The following is an 18384-nucleotide window of genomic DNA, read 5'->3' on the forward strand; positions in this document are numbered from 1 at the left end:
TACTGAATGTGCATTATGATCCATTTTGTCCATATAATCAGTCCTTTCTATCCTTTCGACTGATTATAGTATACCACACTTCGCACTGCAGAACAAGCGTTCTATTTTCTTTTTTTCTGCAATTTATCTCCCACCTGTAGAGGAAGGAGAATTCTTGCTAACTTTTGTTAAACCAAAAAGTGTACTTCCAAAAGAAAGAAAAGAACGCTTTCTTTCATAATAAAAGTACACTTTTGTTCGAATCATTCTATTCAAATCAAATGCAGGTCAAATTTGCTGCAGCACTACCGGATATGGCAGGCCACAAAATGCCCCGGCGTCCGCTCAACCAGCGGTGGTTCCATCTGACTGCACTCCGGTTTAGCGTACGGACATCTTGTATGGAAACGACAACCGCCCGGAACATCCATCGGGCTCGGCAGATCACCTTTGATGATCTTGCGCTTTGAGCTTCTCGCAAGTTCCGGATCCGCCACAGGAATGGCCGACAGAAGCGCCTCTGTATACGGATGCATCGGATGATCATATAATTCATCACTCTCTGCGATCTCCACGATCTTGCCCAGATACATGACGCCGATACGTGTTGAAATATGTCGAACCATCGACAGATCATGGGCCACAAACAGATACGTCAGTCCCAGTTCCTCCTGAAGATCTTCCAACATATTGACAACCTGTGCCTGAATGGACACATCCAGCGCTGAAATCGGTTCATCACAGAGCAAAAACTCCGGTTTCACTGCCAAAGCGCGGGCAATACCGATTCTCTGACGCTGACCGCCGGAAAATTCATAGGCATATTTATACATATCATCCGCTTTCATACCAACCTTCTTCAGCAGCTCTACGATCTGTTCATCAATATCGCTTTTTGATGCGTTGGTATAAAGGGACATCGGTTCACGGATAATCTCCTCCACATTGTGATGCGGATCCAGAGCTGAATACGGATCCTGGAAAATAATCTGCATACGCTTATGATAAGGCTGCAGTTTGGCGCCTTCAAGCTTTGTGATATCTTCGCCGTCAAAAATAATCTGTCCGCCTGTCGGCTCATACATACGGATCAGTGTTCTGCCCAGCGTCGATTTACCGCAGCCGGACTCGCCCACAAGACCGAATGTCTCACCTTTTCTGATCTGGAATGTAATACCGTCTACCGCCTTGACTGCCTGCTTCTTACGGCCAAAGAAATCCTTGATCGGGAAATGCTTCTGCAGGTCTTTTGTCTCCAACAGGATCTGATTATTCTGTTCTGCCATCGGCTTTTCCCTCCTTATCCATTGCATTTAATTCTTCTTCCGTAAATACGCACATGGCACGCTGTGTCCTGGTATACTGACGATACGCCGGTATCTCGGATTCGCACTTCTCACAAGCGTACTTACAGCGTTCCGCAAACGGACATCCCGCAGGCGGATTCGTCAATGAAGGGGCCATACCCGGAATAGCTTCCAACCGTTCCTTCACCCCTGTTGTCGGCTGCGGAATCGCATGCAGCAATGCTCTCGTATACGGATGCTTCGGTGCATAGAAAATTTCGTCCGTCAATCCTTCTTCCATGATTAAGCCGCCGTACATAACGGAAATACGGTTGCTGAGGCTGGCCACCACACCCAGGTCATGGGTAATGAGCACAACGCTCATCTTTTCTTCGTCTCTTAACTGTTTTAATAATTCAAGAATCTGTGCCTGAATGGTCACATCCAGCGCCGTTGTCGGCTCATCCATAAAATTGGGTAACTCTCCTTTATCCCTTGTAAACACTGGCTTTAACGGGAAACACATCCGTGTATTGTGTTCCTTTTTGTGAGAAGTCTGACCCTTTCTCATGGATTCGTGTTTTATTCCAACCACAACAACCGGGAGTATTTTCCCGGCTGTTGCAGATTATTTTCTTAATTTTAATTACAGATTTTTTAGTAGATTCAAATCTTTTTTATTCAATGCTTTTTGTAATCTGACGTTCTCTTTTTCCAGTTGTTCTTTTTCTCGTTTTAATTCCCTGACCTGTTGCTCCAGCAGTTCGATTCGGTTTTTCATCACAATGTCCCCGATATATCTTTTTGGATCAATCATTCCGGCCTGCTGCTCTAATGCCCGATCCATTTCTTTTCTGACGGTTTCGTTCTTGTAAAAGAATCCTCTGGATAATCCTGTCCGCTTTACTAACTTTGGTACACTCACCTTTTCTCTGTCTGTGAGCATTTGTCGGATTTCTGTCACTGCGCGGTTTATCTTTTCCTCACTCGTTTTCCGGTTACAAGCTATCATCGTGTCGTATTTGTTCATACTCTTCCTCCCATCCGTCCAGACATTCCAGGACCATCTGTGATAACCTATTTCTTGCTTTTCTGGTATCATTCGCCAGTATCTGGTTACTCATTTTTCTGTAATATTTTACGTTCTTTAGGCTTTTGTGTCCGAGCAGCCTTGCTATCGTCCAGTCATCCAGATGCATTTCTACAAGCTTTACTCCGTAGACATGCCGGTACATGTGCGTGCCGAATGTAAAATAATTTTCATTATCGTCCCTGAGATTTTCCCGATAAATTGCTGTTGTAATTCTCCCTTGGATCAGTGAGTAGGTCATCGGTTTTGTATGGTCATTTTCATTTGTAAAAATATATTTGCATTTTCCATACCTTTCTTCCGTATAACGGATGGCTTCTCTGATCAAAGCTGCCAGTTCCTGACTGATCGGTTTTTCATAGTAATGTGTTTTCATCTGGTAGATTCTGATCAATATCTCACCGTTTTGTTCCATCAGGCAGTCAGTCCGCAATGTCAGTGTATCTGAGATTCTTGTTCCCAGCATCTGATGAATCGTCATGACTCTGGCTGTCTGTATATCTACTTTTGCAAGGAATTCATTAAAACGCTTTAATTCTGCATCTGAGTAGACTTTAAATTCTGATCTGATATTGGGTGGGATGTCCCTGTTCAATATCAGATCTTTCACCTGTGGATACTGGTAAATATCTGCTACCATATTAAGGATTGATCTGAGTCTTGTTATTTCCGCCCGGTACTTCTTCGTCCCGGTATCTTCTGTTTTCATATATACCAGATATTCTTCTATGATCGTTCTGTCCAGATCAGCGCAGGATTGTATATTTTTCTTATGCTCATTCAGATATCTGGAAAATCTCCGGATGGCTGTCAGTTCCTTTTTTACAGTCTCCAGACTTTCTATTCTCAGTTGAAAATATACTGCTTTTTTAATTTCTTCCTTCAACTCTGGCTGACTGATTCCTGTAAAAGATATCGTTTTCCTTGGACGTATCAAATCCTGCTTCACCTGTATGTCAAGTTTTTTAATTTTCCAGACATCTTTTGTTATTTCGTTTACATCCACATCTCTTAAGTCGGTTAAATAATCAATCAGGCATTCTATATACCCCAGTGTTCTGGCACGTTGCGTTCCTCTTCCGCCACACTTATTTTTAAATGGTGCTGTTAGGGGCAATCCTTGCTGCAGGAGCCAGATTTTCATCTGCTGCATCCATTTTTCTTTACCCCAGTCCAGAAAACTCTCCGGCCGGTTATTTTTTTCTTTCAACATCCTGCATAAATGATGGTAAAATCTTCGTTCTGTATAAAATTTTTCTGCTACGAGGTTTTTACCTCTGTATTGCAGGAACTCCCACATTTCTTCCTGCATCTGCTTTGTCGGAAGAAGTTCCAGATCATAATTGGGGTTTGTTCCCATACGTTCTTTGCTGAGATCACTTGCTTTCTGATAAGAATCCAGTTCCTTGATATAAAATCTATTTTCCACGCTTGCACCTCTTTATTCCGGAAGCAAGACTACTTCCTTCTTTTGCGAAAAGTTCCTGATTTGCTTTGGAAATTCTCTTCGGCATATAGTCCACATATTGCTGTGTCATTTCTTCATAATCATGTCCCAGATAATCTCTGACACTTTGAAGCGGCACTCCATCTTCATAAAACATAGTTGCTATCGTATGCCTGAAATCATGGGATTTGAAATTATATTCCTGAAACAGCTCATGATTTTCATTAAATATTTTCTTCATACTCCATCGAAAACTGGAGTAATGATATGCTTTTCCCTTTTGATTCTGGAAAATATAATCCTCAGCACCAATTCCGTATTTTTTTATATATACTTTCATGATTTTATATAGAATTTCCGGGATGGGGATTCGCTTATATGTCCGCATTTTTATTTGATATACCTGTATCCAGGCGTCTCTCCCCTGCCAGTAATAAGCATTCCCTTTCAGGCAGCATACTTCACTGATTCTCAGTCCTAACAGCATAGAGTGCAGTAAAATCAATCTCGGCTTTTCCGGAAAATCTTTTAAATGTTTTAAAATACTTTCATAGGTTTCCTGTTCTACACTCCGGTCATTATGATGCAGGATTTCCTTTTTCAGATAATACTGGTAATTAAAAGGAACTTCTTTTATGATATTTTTCGTCTGCAGATATTCATAAAACTGATAGATTGCTATGATAATATCATTGAAATAGCTTGCTACCTTGTAGTCAATTATTTGAAAATATTTCTTTATTTCATTTTCTGACACTTGTTTCAAGTTGATTTCCGTTGTTTCTTCCAGCCAGACAACAAATTTTTGAATTCGATAAAATTCAGTATGTATTACACTTAATGCTAAGTGTGTGACTCCCAAACAGTATTTTATATATTCTTGAACAAGTTCTCTGTTATCTGTCCTTTCTATGCTCATAAAAGAAATCGTTTTTACAGGATTAGACGGATTCACCCGGTATTCTTCCAGATACAGTCTTTCCATAAACCAGACCGTGGAATCCCATGCAATATTTTTTGCATGGCAGAAAATATATTCCTGACACGCTCTAAGCTCCTGTTTTGCGCATTTCTTTTTATAATCCGTGTCCCCATAGTTTTCAATTTTGTCGAACTGCTTCTGTGTAAGATATCTGAGATCTTCAATCTGTTCCTGCATGCAAAATTCATATACACTTTTCAATCCGTTTAGATGTCTGGTGCATTCTTTCATAGTTATTTTCTGTTGCACGATATCTTCCAGAACCGTTAAAATCTGCTGTTTGCATATATCTGAACCTTTTACCCTGAAATCCCAGACCAGCTTACTAATATCTGTCGTATATTCATATCGTTTTGCAATCGCCGGATTGGGATGATACCGCAGGAACAGAATGTCATGGAGCAGCTCCGGATGATTCTGGGCATTCCACTTTCCTTTTAAGGTCTGCGCATTTTCTATGATCAGCCGCAACTTTACACGATCTATTCCGAGCAGATAATTACGCACCGTCGAATCCACATAATATTCTCTCAGATATTTTTGATATCCGGCTCTCACCTGATAATTGATCTCTGACAAGTGCCAGATCTCATTCTGAATCAAATATGTTTCCAGACTGCCTTTTCCACATTTTTGTTCATAATATTCATCTAATTCCCGTTTCAGTCCTTCAATCAGTTGTTCCCGCTCTGCATTGGATAGGTTCTGCTCTTCCGGCACAAAGGCATACAATCTTGCCGGCATTTATTTTCACCTCCTGCTTTCCAAAAATTGATTGACATTATAAAGATTGGAATATCGACGGTAAAATTCCTGACTTGCTGTCCTTAGCTTGTCATCTAAAACATTCAGATACCGTATGGTTGTGTCCAGATGTTTATGGCCTAATGCCTGACTGATCATTTCCAGTGGCCAGTCCGATTCCCATCTGGTATTTGCATAATATCTCCGAAGCATGTGTGGGGTGATCTTGATTCCGGTCTTTTTCTCCATCCTCTCAAACATATCGTAAACACTGTCTACCTTCATTGGTTTTCCTGTCGTATCCCCTTTGATGTTGATAAACAGATATTCCTGTTTTTGCAGGATGTCCCAGTATTCTCCGATGTAATAAAGCAGGAATTCAAAGGTGTCATTGCTGAGACGTCCTCTTCTTTCTTCTGCATTTTTTGCCCTTGCATCATTCTCGTTGTCCTCTCGGAAATTCACCCTGATTTCATGGGTTTCGTAGTCGATATCTTTTGTATAATCGATTCCTAAAATTTCACCGATACGAAATCCGAGTTCTGATGTCAGCAGAATCAATACCTGATCCCGGCAGTTTGTGCAGGCTTCCAGAATCGTAATGATTTCATTCTTTTCGGCTGCCCTCACATCCCGTTCCTCTTCTTTCAGATACCCTTTAAAAGAGCGGGAACGCAGCGTTCTTCTGACTCCGATAGCATTTGCTCTTGTAATAGGCTGGTTATAAGAAAGAACGGATAAATAAGAACCGTTATTTCTGACCGCTTCTAAAAAACAATAAAACCTGAACACTTCTTTTAAGTAAGCGTTACAGGTTTTATTCTGTGGTCCATTTTCTAAATTGTCAGTATGTTTTCCGGCTTTCAGCCATTTTAGATATTCTGCGAAATAATCATATTGTGTTTCGTAATCCATCTCATAGATATCTTCTGCTTTCTTTTCGTTTTCCAGCAGATATTCCCAATAATAGGCAAGGGCAAATGCATTTCTCCGTATTGTGTTCGGAGAACGATTCGCCCTGACCTGATGCATTAGATATTTGCTTGGGAGCAACACGATTTCCAACGATTCCATATCCCGGATAAAGAAATATTTTACCGAGCCTTCCCTCTGTGTTTCCACTTTGTATCGTTTCATGCTGCTCACCGCCTTTCCTCTAACGCTATACACAGTATACCCACTTCATGCCGAAATAGCTATTCATCAATACCAACAATCCCACCGAAAACGCCCTTGAAATACGACCAAACTTTTCGTGCTAAATCTGCTATTTCTGTAGCAGAACCACGAACGGTTACAGGTAGTATTCCACGCCTTTCCGGTTTCGGATAAAGTGCTGGATATCCTTGATGTCTTTTGCCATCTTGCAGCTTGGAAGCGCACACATCACTTCCTCATGATACCTGCCGCCTTCTCCTGCACGCTCGTCTAAAATGGACACGACACAAGTATCTGTCTCGGTGCGGAGCGCCCGTCCGAATCCCTGTCTTAGTTTTTTCTGCATGTCTGGAACAATCACTGCCTGAATATAATCTTTCAGGCTGGCATATTCCTTCTTCTGTGCTTCGCTGATGGGATCAGGAACAGCAAAGGGCAGTTTTACTATAATCAGCGAAGATACCATATCTCCAGGGAAGTCTACTCCTTCCCAACAGGAGCCGGCTGCAAAAAGGACAGCATTGTCCATCTGTTTAAATCTTGTGATCTCTTCCGGTGAATGTCTCCACACCTCTATCATCGGGAACGGAATTTCATCCCTTAACATCTGGTAAACGTTTCCCATCAAATGATAAGATGTGAACAGCACCAGCGTATGCCCGTAAGTCGAACAGATCAGTGAATGGATATGGCCTGCTATCATCTCCGCCTCTTCCTGACTTCCTCTTCTGGATTTTTTCAAATTCTTAGGCAGATATAAAAGACAGTTCTTCTGATATTCAAACGGGGAATCTGCCACATATTCCCGGACTCTCCGCACTCTCTGTAATCCTGTCATTTTCCGAATGTGGGAAAATCCCTGTCCGGTTTTTAAAGTTCCGCTTGTAAGAATCGCTCCCATTCCTCTGCTCCATAACATCTGGTCCAGATACTGTGGAATCCGTCTGCTGGATGCACACAATATAATCCTGTGATCATGGTCCTGCTTCAGATGCAGTACATACTTCTTATCCTGATGGAAAAAGTATTCCAACACACTTCTGGTTTCTTCCAGCTTGTTTCTGATCCACTTCGGAATCTTCTTTTCTAATTTTTCTATGATCTTATTCATGGTCTGTATCCCCTCACATAAATACATTGCACACTCTTCTGTCATGTGGAATTCTTCTTTTATCCCATATCTGGTTCTGTGGTTTTCTCCTATGATGTCCAGCACCATACGGATCGTCCCAGACAGTTTTCTTATCTCCGGGCCTTGGTACTCTTTCCCAAGATAAAAGCAGATTTCCCGGATATCGTCATAACAGAGGCTCTTCCCGAACATCTGCTTTGCCGCATCCGGCAGCTTATGTGCTTCATCGACAATCAATGCCCGGTAGTCTTTTAATAACGGGCGGTAATCCTGCAGCCTGTGATAACCATCAGCCAGCAGATAATTGTGATTACAGATCTGAATGAACATTTCACGATCTCTGGAACGCTCCAGATACTGCTGATACCTGCATGAGCCTCTTTTCGGGCAATCTCCCGAACAGAACTTCGGTACACTCACCATCCTTCTGTCAAACCCACTTAAGTTGGACACTTCGTCCATATCATAATGTTCTTTCAACGACAGCAGAGCTTCTTTCTGCAACGCATTTTTGTTTTTTTCTTCGATTGCAACGATTCGTTGCTCCAACCTCTCATCGCAGACAAAATGCTCTTTCCCTTTTCGTATCACAGCTTTAATAGGGGCCTGAATCGTCCCGTTCTCCTGAAGAATCCGGGAGAGAAAAGGGATATATTCTGTAAGAATTGCTTTCTGGAGTGTAATGCTGGAAGTGGATATCACGATCGGACGCTGCTCATAAGGGGAACATCCTTCTGCAAGGAGAGAATATTTTCTCATCAGAACACAGGCCACCAGATAGGCATACGTCTTGCCGATACCGACACCCGCATCACACAGTGCTATGTTTCTTCCCAGCAGGTTATCCAGCATTTCGTGGCATAACATAATCTGTTCTTCCCTTACTGCCATTCCATGTTCTGGAAACAGCACACGAAAGATTGTATCAATTTCACGATGCGCTCTTTTTAAATATTCTTTTGTGTAATACATAATTTGTTACCTGATATGCGTGCTGATACCACATCAATACGGCTGTAAAGGATTTCTCCCTACAGCCGCATGTATCTGATATCAACGACACATTCTCCCTTGATTTCTTATACTTTTGTTTTTTGGCGTTGTATTTGTCCTCGACTCCCCCATTGCCTTACGGGAACATTACAGGCGGGTGCTTGGCATTGCACCACTCATGGATTTTCTAAAGGTCTTGCTGATTACAACCCAAAGTCCATCCTCTGCTCACTGGCAGTTCCTATGTATCATTATCCCCTCGTAAGTGATCCTTGCAAAAGACCGCCACGGTCCTGTTTCAGTTAAAGTGGATTCGCTCGAAACAAAAACACCAGCAAAGAATTTTTTATATTCTTTCCTGTCATTTTCATTTGTCCTCGCGCCTTCCTAACACGCTTCTACTTACGGGAACGTACCTGTAATGCTGGTATAGGATTGTCAAAGTACACTGGCAAAATTTACCTGCCTATTAAATAGCCGATGAAAAATGCTGTTATTATTCAATTTTCGACAAATTATTTAATTTTTTTCTTAAACGGTTTCTTTTGGTATAAACGGTCTGTTCTGCCATTCCCATAATTTTGGCAATCTCTCTTCCTGAATATCCCCATGTACTAAGCAAAAGTATCTCTAATGTCTGATGTTCTGTGCCCTTTAATAATTCATAGATCCGTCGGTCTCCAATGTTGTCTAAAAGTTCTCGGATATCCTGTGCAAACCGTCCTCTGTCCCTTTGTTTTATGGAATCCATATCCTGCATCATTTCATCCAGATGTTCCCGGTATCTGCGCTCTTCCAGAAAATCTTCCCTGTCCATCTGGCGCAACTTTTGGATCTTCTCTTCTTCCATTCCCAGTTCACGCAGTTTCTTTTCTTCCTGTTCTTTCCAATAATTCCACTTTCGTTCTTCACTTGTCTTGTTATAAGCCATTTATCTTTCCTCCGATCTGATTTTTGGTATAGAAATCAAATCGGAGCATGGCGGTGACCGGATATGTACGTTATAATGTTCGAAAAATGTCGAATAAAAAAATGCTGCAACCTCTTCGATTACAGCACTTCTTTTTCCCTTACTCTTTTGTTTTTTTAAGGACTTCCATTGATGCAAATATAACTCTTCTCCTTGTCATGCCTTACTAAAACACCACAAAAAGAAGTATATAGAAAAAGACTGTCAGAACTGTGTAATGTAACAGTCATCTGCCAGTCACTTTTCGCATAATTCGACATTTTTCTACATTTTGCTCAATGTCTGTCTATATCTAAATAATATCCCACCTTTCGTATACTCTGAATTATCTTTGCAGCCTCCGGTTCTGTCTTTTCCATTTTTTTGCGGAGTCTGCGTACAAAACACCAGATCATGTTGGCAGAGTCATCTCCATATGGTTCTTTCCATAACTGTTCAAAGATAATCTCATGGGTAACTACCTGTCTGGAGGCATCTGCCAACAGATACAGGAATGCCTTTTCTCGCTCATTTAGGGTTGCAAGCTCATGCTTCCCCCAGTAAACAGTATGATAACGGCAGTCAATTAGAAGTTTTCCTTTCCTTATGATCTCCTGCTTTTCTCTTTTTCTTCCAGTGTTCCATGTGATATCGGAACGTCTGAGTAATGCATACAGGTACGTGTTGATCAAGCTGACCGAAGGATGTGGAAATACCAGGTCTGCACCCCATTCGATATACTTTTTTACCGCCTGAATCCCCGGTATCACTACAATAATCGGAGCCCTGCTGTACTGCCGGACTTCCCAAATCAGCCTGCCCAGCTTTCCGTTATCATTTCTCACAAGCATCAATACTGCGTCATAGACCGCTATGGTATGGAATTTTTCAAACACATCCAGATTAACGGTCGTACATTCCCACTCATTTTTTAACCCTTCACAAAGTTGACTCCACTTATCTACCTCATCCGCAGCAATCAATACTTTTTTCATTTGTATCCCTTTTCTTATGTTACTTCATTTTTAAAGCAGAAAAGGCAGTGAAATCTCTCCACCGCCTTTCCTGTTTTTGATTTAATTCGTTAATTTCATTTCTTCGTTTAACGTATTCTCTTCCTTCATCTTCCGTACCAATTCTTGAATCTTTTTATAAGATTCTTCGCTGATTGTATGTTCCATCCGGCATGCATCGTGATTTGCAGTTTCCGGAGATACTCCTATCAGTTCTAAGAATTCTTCCAAAAGCAAATGCCTTGCATAAACCTTTTTAGCAATCTTTTTCCCTTCCGCCGTCAGTTCAACATAGCCATGTTCATCTTTTATTACGTATCCTTCTGCCACCAATCCACGTATCGCAACTGAAACACTTGCTTTGGAATAGTTCAGATAATTACAAAGCAGAAAATTACGGACATATCCTTTCTGACGTTTCAAGATGTACATCGCTTCCAGATAATCTTCTCTGGATTTTCCAAGTTTCATCTACTACCTTCTCCCCTTTCGGAAAGTATTTCTTCTCCATTCCTGCTGTTAAGAAATTCTGCCGTTCTCCATTTCATATACCACATCTGCCACATTCATTGTGGATACTCTGTGGGATACCAAGACAACTGTTTTCTTCTCAGCCGATTCTTTCAATGATTTTAAGATAATTCCCTCATTTAAAGAGTCGAGGTTCGATGTAGGCTCATCGAGTAGAATGAGGGGGCATTCATGGAGAAATGCTCTTGCAATTCCGATTCTCTGTTTTTCACCACCGGACAGCGTATCACCCAGTTCTCCGACTTCTGTATCATATCCTTTCGGAAGTGTCATAATGAAATCATGGATAGATGCTTTCTTTGCGGCTTCCATAATCTCTTCTCTGGATGCTCCCGGCTTTGCGATGGCAATGTTGTTTGCAATGGAATCATGGAACAGGTGTGTTTCCTGCGTAACATAACTTTCCATATCTCTTAAATGCTTGGTTGGAATCTTGCGGACATCTGTACCGTCTACCGATACACTTCCATCCTGCACATCCCAGAACCGCATCAACAGCTTTAAGAGTGTAGATTTTCCGGAACCGCTCGCACCATGAATCCCTGTGATTTTACCCGGCTGTAATTTCCGTGAATAGTTATCTAAAATAACTTCTTCACCATAAGCAAATGTTACGTTCTCTGCCTCTGCTCCTTTAAATTCATATTCCATGCTCTCTGCACCGGAAGTTTCCACATCCCCCGGAATTTCTTCCACAAGCGGCGTCTCTTCCAGAAGGGAGAGAACACGTTCACCACTTGCCAATGTCTGGTTCAGGTTGTTGGAAAGGCTTGATAATGCTACTACCGGTCCGAAAGAACCCATCATTGCGATGGTACAGGTTAAGATTCCCTCGAATCCCATCGCACCTTTGTCGTACAGCCAGATTGTCAGTGCCAGCATTCCAAAGGATGCAAGCAGGATAACCATGTTCGTAAATGAACGCTGTGAGCCTTCCATTTTGCTTAATGACTCCTGCATTCCTGCAAGATTTTTGGAACGCTCAGACATCTGCTCTTTTCTCTTTTTACCCTGTCCGTACTGGATGGTCTCGTCCAATCCTCGTAAAGAGTCCAGAACAAAGCTGTTCAGTTCTCCGAAGTTTGTCCGAAATTCCATTCCCTTCTGGCTGCCACGTTTTCCATTCCACATCGGGATGGCTACTCCGACAATCAGATAAGCTCCCAGTGCAAGCACGCCTGCTAACCAGTGATATCTTCCGATAAAAATCACCATAATAATTGAGGTCAGTGTTGCAATCGCAATCGGAGAAATGGTATGTGCATAGAACACTTCCAGTAATTCAATATCAGTTGTAATAATCGAGATCAGATTTCCCTTATCCCGTCCTTCCAGTTTTGCAGGGCAGAGCTTTCTCAGTGCTGCAAACACTTTATGGCGGATGATTGCCAACAGCTTAAATGCGATAAAATGATTACAATACTGTTCCACATAATGCAGGATTCCACGAAGCACTGCAATTACGATCATGACTGTGATAATCGTTTTTACTGGAGTAAATACCAGCCACATATTGTCCACCGGAACAATCATTCCGGCTACTCCTGTCAGAAGACCATGCACGATGACCTGTCCTGCCAGTATCGTCAGGAAGATTGCACATAAATAACCCAATGTTCCAAGGATGATTGCTGCCAGCATGATATGGAGCAGGGGTTTTACCAGACCAATCAGACTTCCCATGATCTGGAGGGCACTTCTGCGTTTTGTTGTATTCGTATTTTCACTCATTATGCCACTCCTCCTTTTCCATAGTTTTCCAATGCCATCTGGCTTTCATACAGATGTCTGTACGCACCATTCCGGCACATCAGTTCGTCATGCTTTCCGCTTTCTTTGATTTCTCCGTCTTTTAAGAAATAAATCTTGTCAGACTTCACAACATTTGCCAGTCTGTGAGAGATCAGAAGCACCGTCTTTGTCTTTGCCAGTTCGTGAATCACATTCATGATCAGTTCTTCACTTTCTACATCGATATTGGATGCGGCTTCATCAAAAATATAAACCGCACTGTCTGTCCGAAGCAACGCTCTGGCAATCACCAGTCTCTGACACTGACCGCCGGACAGGTTACTTGCTTTTTCCAGCAACTGTGTCTGCAAGCCATCCTGTGTCTGTAAGAACCCTAAGAGATTCACTTTCTGAAGGACAGCTTCCATCTCTTCTTTCGTTGCGTCCGGTTTTGCCATCTTCAGATTTTCTTCTACTGTACCTTTGAACAGGTAGCTGTTATGGCGAACCAGAACAACCCTCTGCATCAGATTGGTTTCATTCACTTCATTAAGCGGTACGCCACCGATGGTAATTTCTCCGTTATATCCCCGGTTCTTTGCTGCAAGGATTCCGGCAATCGTACTCTTACCACATCCGGATTCACCAACCAGTGATACAAAACTTCCTGCCGGAAGATTTAAGTTGATTCCTTTTAAAATCTCTCTGTCCTCTTCATAAGAAAAGTGCACATCTTTTAATGTAACATCTAACGCGACCTCCGGCAGTGTTTTTTCTCCGGCCTGTGGTTCCGGCAGATCTAAAATCTTGAAAATCTTATCACTCGCTGCCATACCATTCATTGCGATATGGAAGAATGAACCAAGCAGTCTGAGCGGCAGGAAAAACTCGCTGGCAAGCAGAACGATACATAACGTTCCTGCCACACTGATATTTCCTTTTAAGAACTCGGACACCGCGACTGCCATACCGATCGCAGCTCCACCATAGGCAACAATATCCATCACGCTTGTGGAATTGAGCTGCATGGTCAGCACCTTCATCGTAATCTTACGGAAATTCTGGGATTCCACATCCATCTCATCTGCTTTCTGCTGGTCTGCCTGATAAATCTTCAGTGTGGTAAGTCCCTGTAAATTTTCAAGGAACGAATCTCCCAGTCCAGTATAGATGCTCCAATAGTTATTTAATAATCTCTTCGCCACTTTCTGTACCACCACAATAGAAATCGGGATCAGTGGTACACAGATCAGCAGGATCACACTCGCTTTCAGGCTCACTCTGCAAAGAATGATAAATAATGTCAGTGGTGCAATCAGGCTGTAAAATAATTGTGGAAGATATTTTCCAAAGTATGTCTCCAACTGCTCCACACCCTCAGTTGACACCTGTACGACCTCCGAAGAGGATACCTGCTCACTGTAGGAAGCTCCCAACTTTAACATTTTCTCATAAATCTTTTCACGCAGAATCCGCTTTACATCCACACACGCCAGATAGGAAGACCTTGCTCCCATCCGTTCACAGATAAATCGAATCACCACAACCAGAACTAAAATCAGTATTGTCCGCTCAATGATCGGTACGGTTACTGCCCGGTACACTACCCGTTCCAGTAAATCTGCGATAGAAAAGACTGCCAACACTTGCGACAGGAGGGCTGCCCACTGCCACAAAATCGTATACACGATATACTTTTTTGCGTGGGACAACAGCCCCACCAGTCTTGTTTTAATCATAGTTTATCTTACCTTTTTGTTTATTTTTTCGATTCTTTTTTACTGCATATCAAATGCCATACTGCAAGCACCGGATGATAAATCAGCATCCTTGGTCCTGAAAACCGCATAACCTGCCTGATCTGTTCTCTCACCTCTGGCTTATAGCAATGCACTTTACAGTTTGCGCAAAATGTCTTTTCTGTCATAAAAGGACACTTTTCACTTCGAAGTCTTGCATAATCCAAAAGTTCCTGACAGACAGGACAAATCTGCCCTGCCTGCCTGTCTTCTTTCGGATGTTTTTTCCGGCAATACAGCCGGATCATCTCTTCCACGACATGCTGTTCCTTCTGTCGTTTCTTTTCTACTTTATCCATCATATTATTCCACTTCTGCACCTTCCGGTAATTCTTCTCCCACTTTTAAAGTTTTCACTCGAAGTAAGAAGTATAACAGGTGGCATACCCAAACCACTGCGATACAGATTCTTCCGATTGGTACATTCTTCATGCAGATAAAGCCGATTGCCATGACTACCGTTACCATTCCGATAATCTTGCATTTTGTTCCTATTGTCATGGCTCTTTTCTGAACAAAACTGTCCAGATGTTTCTTATAAAGATTCGTTCCTACGAACCAGTCGTGCAGTTTCTTAGAACTCTTTGCAAAGCAAAACAGTGTTGCCATATAAAACGGAACGGTTGGCAGGATAGGAAGTACAATTCCTATCGTACCAAGTCCCAGGCAAAGAAATCCAAGCACGATCCATACTACTTTTAAAGGATTTTTCATCTTCTTTCTGTTCTCCTGTGGGAGTTTTCCTCCCCTTTATTTCTTGTCGTTCTACTACTATTTTCTTCTTACACCGCCAGCACAAACTTCCGTCCATCAACCCTTGTCACACCAAGCTCAATGCCATACAGTTCCCGGATGCTCTCTTCCGTAATCACTTCTTCCGGATCACCTTCCACCAGCACTTTTCCATCTTTCATGCCGATGACATTATCTGAATATGCGATTGCCTGATTGATGTCGTGCAGTACCATGATGATGGTTATTCCAAATTCCTGATTAAGTTTTTTCACCAGTTGCAGAATCTCAATCTGATACCGGATATCCAAATAGGTAGTCGGCTCATCGAGGAACAGCGTCTTTGTTCCCTGACAAAGTGCCATTGCAATCCATACACGCTGACGCTGTCCACCGGAAAGTCTTGACACTTCTCTGTCACGATATTCTGTCAGATTGGTTACTTCCAATGCCCACTGAATCATACGCTCATCTTCGGCACTGTCTCCCTGCATCATTTTCTTATGTGGGGTTCTTCCGAATGCCACCAGATTCTCAACGGTGATATCGTCTGATGCACTGTTATACTGCTGAACAATCGCAACCTTTCTGGCAAATTCTTTTAAATTCAGGTTCTGGATATTCTTTCCTTTGAGGAAAATATTTCCTTTTCTCGGATATAAGTTTTTCGTCATCAGGGAAAACAATGTAGATTTTCCACATCCGTTTGCTCCCATAATCGTTGTGATTTTACCTTCTTCAATCTTCAGGGATACGCCCTTTAAGACTTTATTTTTTCCATAGGAAAAGTGCAGATCTCTAACTTCCATCGCAGGCTTGTCTGCCCACTTATCCGCTTTTTTCACTTTCTTTGCTGCTTCATTCTCTGTAGAAGTCAAATCCATATTCTTTTCTTTACTTCGCATACTTCTTAGACCTCCTTAACAGAATGATGAAGAATGGGCCTCCGACCACACTCATAATGATGGATGCGGATACCTCATACGGAGCAGCTATCGTTCTTCCGATGGTATCTGCCAGCAGGAACGTAAACGCTCCGAACAAAGCACTAAATGGAACTAATGCCTTGTGGTCGCTTCCTACTAAAATTCTTCCGATATGCGGAACAATCAGTCCTAAGAAACTAATCACTCCGGCTACTGCTGTGGAAATACTTGCAAGCAATACTGCTATCAGTGAAATCACGATACGCATTGCATTGACATTGATTCCAAGGCTTCGTGCTGTCTTATCTTCCAGTGCTAACAGATTACACATCTTCGTCATAATCAGTGCCAGAACCAGTCCGATAATTACATACGGTACTAAGGTTTTCACATCATCCCAAGTTTTCATTGTGATATTACCATTGACGATGGCTGCCACGCCAGACATGTTTCCGCCATTCATTGAATTCAACGCACTGGATAATCCGGTGAACATTGCATCGACTGCCACACCGACAAGGATAATTCTTAAGGGACTTAATCCCCCTTTCCATGACAGGCTGTAAACTAAGACAAATGCGATCACACCGCCAAGAAATGCAAATAATGGAGTGAAGAAAAATAAAGTCGGTGCAAATGCGGTAATGAGTACCGCCGCAAAACTTGCTCCACTGGAAATACCGATGATTCCCGGATCGGCAAGTGGATTTTTTAATACCGCCTGAAATAACACACCCGATACCGCTATCGCAGCTCCGGCTAACATGGAGATTACAATTCGTGGGAATCGTAAGTCATAGATTGTTGCCACGTCTTCATTGTACTTTACAAATAATCCTTTCAGTAGTTCCGGGAAGCTGACTTTCAGGCGTCCGATATTCACTGCCGCAAAGAATAATGCAACCAGCAATACGATCATTACAATAAAGGAAATTGCTGCTTTTGCTGTTTTCCGATGCTTTCTTGCTTTATCCTGACCGGAGAGGTTCTGGACTTCCATTTCAGAAGTCTCAGAAGTATTGTTTAACTCTGTCTCTTTCATCTGCCCTCTCCTTTCTACTTGCTCTGCTGTTCGTTGTATTTCTCAGTTGCGTCAGAATCCTTTGCTTTCTTCTGTGCATTGTCACTGGCTTCTTTTGCTTTTGCTGTATCTTCATCACTTTCCGGATAAAGGATTGGCTGTAATTCTTCCAATGCCTCTGGATATTTGAACGTGGCGCTCATGCCGAAATACTCATAAGTCAGATCATAAACTCTGCCGTTCTTCACCGCATCGAAATGCTGCCAAATGTCATTCTCCGCAAAATCTTTATTGAACATCTCTACCACCTGATCCGGCAGTGCATGTGCGGCACGTAAGATAATATCCGGCTCTTTGGTTTTCATGTCCTCTGTATTTACCGTCAAAAATTCCTGATCGGTGTCAGAGTATACATTCTCTCCGCCTGCCAGTTCCACCAGACTTCCCACATAGGAATTCGGTGTTGCAATAATATAAGAGCCAGGAAGTCCCATCAGGATCATAACCTTCGGATGGTCTTTTCCTTCATTCTTTTTCTTATAATCATCGTAAAATTCAGTAAATTCGTCCACCAGTTTCTGTGCCTGATCTTCTCTGTCGAAAATCTCCCCCAACTCCTGAATGGAACGGTACATTCCCGGCACACTTCTGAGATTCAAAAACGCCCAGTCAGTATCGATTGCCTCATATTTCGGCTGCAGATCACTCTGCAATGACACCGGACTTAAAATCCAGTCTGGATTAAGTGAGGATACAATCTCCATATCCGGACTCATGGCTGTTCCGACTGTCTCTACATCTTTGTATCTGTCTGGAATTGTGGATACGGTACTACTGCAAACACCTACCAGATCCAGTTCCAGCTTATCGC

17 protein-coding genes are annotated in these 18384 nt (G+C 42.3%); all 17 read right to left on the bottom strand.

Translation table 11 applies throughout. The features are described from left to right. Positions 1-284 precede the first annotated feature (284 nt). Positions 285-1265 (bottom strand): ABC transporter ATP-binding protein, encoded by a 981-nt coding sequence (locus WMO25_RS04940; protein ID WP_117540543.1) that lies wholly within the window; start codon positions 1263-1265, stop codon positions 285-287. Next, a complete protein-coding gene (locus WMO25_RS04945) occupies positions 1249-1734 on the bottom strand; it encodes an oligopeptide/dipeptide ABC transporter ATP-binding protein (RefSeq protein ID WP_349084380.1) in 486 nt (161 codons plus the stop codon). The genes WMO25_RS04940 and WMO25_RS04945 overlap by 17 nt, the downstream gene beginning before the upstream one ends. A gap of 177 nt (positions 1735-1911) precedes the next feature. Next, positions 1912-2295: a DUF6262 family protein gene (locus WMO25_RS04950; protein WP_055247040.1), complete on the bottom strand. Its 384-nt coding sequence runs from the start codon at positions 2293-2295 to the stop codon at positions 1912-1914. Next, the gene (locus tag WMO25_RS04955; RefSeq protein ID WP_117688050.1) at positions 2264-3784 is read right to left on the bottom strand and encodes a tyrosine-type recombinase/integrase; all 1521 of its coding nucleotides are present in this window, start codon (positions 3782-3784) and stop codon (positions 2264-2266) included. Before WMO25_RS04955 ends, WMO25_RS04950 begins: the two co-directional genes overlap by 32 nt. Beyond that, positions 3774-5528, bottom strand: coding sequence for a tyrosine-type recombinase/integrase (locus WMO25_RS04960; RefSeq protein ID WP_349084383.1), 1755 nt, complete (start codon positions 5526-5528; stop codon positions 3774-3776). Before WMO25_RS04960 ends, WMO25_RS04955 begins: the two co-directional genes overlap by 11 nt. A 6-nt stretch (positions 5529-5534) precedes the next feature. After that, a complete protein-coding gene (locus WMO25_RS04965; RefSeq protein ID WP_055155865.1) occupies positions 5535-6665 on the bottom strand; it encodes a tyrosine-type recombinase/integrase in 1131 nt (376 codons plus the stop codon). A gap of 157 nt (positions 6666-6822) precedes the next feature. Next, positions 6823-8790: an ATP-dependent DNA helicase gene (locus tag WMO25_RS04970; protein ID WP_055155864.1), complete on the bottom strand. Its 1968-nt coding sequence runs from the start codon at positions 8788-8790 to the stop codon at positions 6823-6825. Between the two features lie 517 nt (positions 8791-9307). After that, on the bottom strand, positions 9308-9742 hold the full coding sequence (locus WMO25_RS04975) for a helix-turn-helix transcriptional regulator (protein WP_055155863.1): 435 nt from the start codon (positions 9740-9742) through the stop codon (positions 9308-9310). A gap of 314 nt (positions 9743-10056) precedes the next feature. Then, complete coding sequence (locus WMO25_RS04980; RefSeq protein ID WP_015513358.1) at positions 10057-10755, bottom strand: winged helix-turn-helix domain-containing protein; 699 nt, start codon at positions 10753-10755, stop codon at positions 10057-10059. Between the two features lie 81 nt (positions 10756-10836). Then, positions 10837-11244 carry a metal-dependent transcriptional regulator gene (locus WMO25_RS04985; RefSeq protein ID WP_055155862.1) on the bottom strand — a complete coding sequence of 136 codons (408 nt, stop codon included), beginning with the start codon at positions 11242-11244 and terminating at the stop codon, positions 10837-10839. 48 nt (positions 11245-11292) lie between these two features. Beyond that, on the bottom strand, positions 11293-13035 hold the full coding sequence (locus WMO25_RS04990; RefSeq protein WP_349084386.1) for an amino acid ABC transporter ATP-binding/permease protein: 1743 nt from the start codon (positions 13033-13035) through the stop codon (positions 11293-11295). After that, positions 13035-14774 (bottom strand): ABC transporter ATP-binding protein/permease, encoded by a 1740-nt coding sequence (locus tag WMO25_RS04995; RefSeq protein WP_055155860.1) that lies wholly within the window; start codon positions 14772-14774, stop codon positions 13035-13037. The genes WMO25_RS04990 and WMO25_RS04995 overlap by 1 nt, the downstream gene beginning before the upstream one ends. A gap of 20 nt (positions 14775-14794) precedes the next feature. Further along, the gene (locus WMO25_RS05000) at positions 14795-15133 is read right to left on the bottom strand and encodes a nitrous oxide-stimulated promoter family protein (RefSeq protein ID WP_055155911.1); all 339 of its coding nucleotides are present in this window, start codon (positions 15131-15133) and stop codon (positions 14795-14797) included. A gap of 4 nt (positions 15134-15137) precedes the next feature. Beyond that, complete coding sequence (locus WMO25_RS05005; protein ID WP_055155859.1) at positions 15138-15548, bottom strand: YbaN family protein; 411 nt, start codon at positions 15546-15548, stop codon at positions 15138-15140. Between the two features lie 68 nt (positions 15549-15616). After that, on the bottom strand, positions 15617-16471 hold the full coding sequence (locus WMO25_RS05010; RefSeq protein ID WP_229092161.1) for an ABC transporter ATP-binding protein: 855 nt from the start codon (positions 16469-16471) through the stop codon (positions 15617-15619). Next, positions 16461-17534 carry a FecCD family ABC transporter permease gene (locus tag WMO25_RS05015; RefSeq protein WP_434784175.1) on the bottom strand — a complete coding sequence of 358 codons (1074 nt, stop codon included), beginning with the start codon at positions 17532-17534 and terminating at the stop codon, positions 16461-16463. Before WMO25_RS05015 ends, WMO25_RS05010 begins: the two co-directional genes overlap by 11 nt. A gap of 14 nt (positions 17535-17548) precedes the next feature. Then, on the bottom strand, positions 17549-18384 hold an 836-nt coding region (isdE, locus tag WMO25_RS05020; protein ID WP_349084389.1), incomplete at its 5' end, for a heme ABC transporter substrate-binding protein IsdE.

Origin of the sequence: Coprococcus intestinihominis, from assembly GCF_040096555.1 — a bacterium.
Taxonomy (GTDB): Bacteria; Bacillota; Clostridia; order Lachnospirales; family Lachnospiraceae; genus Coprococcus_A; species Coprococcus_A intestinihominis.

Bases quoted from the DNA above. Each gene is read 5' to 3' on its own strand.
- WMO25_RS04940 (WP_117540543.1), bottom strand. From the start codon at position 1,265: ATGGCAGAACAGAATAATCAGATCCTGTTGGAGACAAAAGACCTGCAG.
- WMO25_RS04945 (WP_349084380.1), bottom strand. From the start codon at position 1,734: ATGGATGAGCCGACAACGGCGCTGGATGTGACCATTCAGGCACAGATT.
- WMO25_RS04950 (WP_055247040.1), bottom strand. From the start codon at position 2,295: ATGAACAAATACGACACGATGATAGCTTGTAACCGGAAAACGAGTGAG.
- WMO25_RS04960 (WP_349084383.1), bottom strand. From the start codon at position 5,528: ATGCCGGCAAGATTGTATGCCTTTGTGCCGGAAGAGCAGAACCTATCC.
- WMO25_RS04965 (WP_055155865.1), bottom strand. From the start codon at position 6,665: ATGAAACGATACAAAGTGGAAACACAGAGGGAAGGCTCGGTAAAATAT.
- WMO25_RS04970 (WP_055155864.1), bottom strand. From the start codon at position 8,790: ATGTATTACACAAAAGAATATTTAAAAAGAGCGCATCGTGAAATTGAT.
- WMO25_RS04975 (WP_055155863.1), bottom strand. From the start codon at position 9,742: ATGGCTTATAACAAGACAAGTGAAGAACGAAAGTGGAATTATTGGAAA.
- WMO25_RS04980 (WP_015513358.1), bottom strand. From the start codon at position 10,755: ATGAAAAAAGTATTGATTGCTGCGGATGAGGTAGATAAGTGGAGTCAA.
- WMO25_RS04985 (WP_055155862.1), bottom strand. From the start codon at position 11,244: ATGAAACTTGGAAAATCCAGAGAAGATTATCTGGAAGCGATGTACATC.
- WMO25_RS04990 (WP_349084386.1), bottom strand. From the start codon at position 13,035: ATGAGTGAAAATACGAATACAACAAAACGCAGAAGTGCCCTCCAGATC.
- WMO25_RS04995 (WP_055155860.1), bottom strand. From the start codon at position 14,774: ATGATTAAAACAAGACTGGTGGGGCTGTTGTCCCACGCAAAAAAGTAT.
- WMO25_RS05000 (WP_055155911.1), bottom strand. From the start codon at position 15,133: ATGGATAAAGTAGAAAAGAAACGACAGAAGGAACAGCATGTCGTGGAA.
- WMO25_RS05005 (WP_055155859.1), bottom strand. From the start codon at position 15,548: ATGAAAAATCCTTTAAAAGTAGTATGGATCGTGCTTGGATTTCTTTGC.
- WMO25_RS05010 (WP_229092161.1), bottom strand. From the start codon at position 16,471: ATGCGAAGTAAAGAAAAGAATATGGATTTGACTTCTACAGAGAATGAA.
- WMO25_RS05015 (WP_434784175.1), bottom strand. From the start codon at position 17,534: ATGAAAGAGACAGAGTTAAACAATACTTCTGAGACTTCTGAAATGGAA.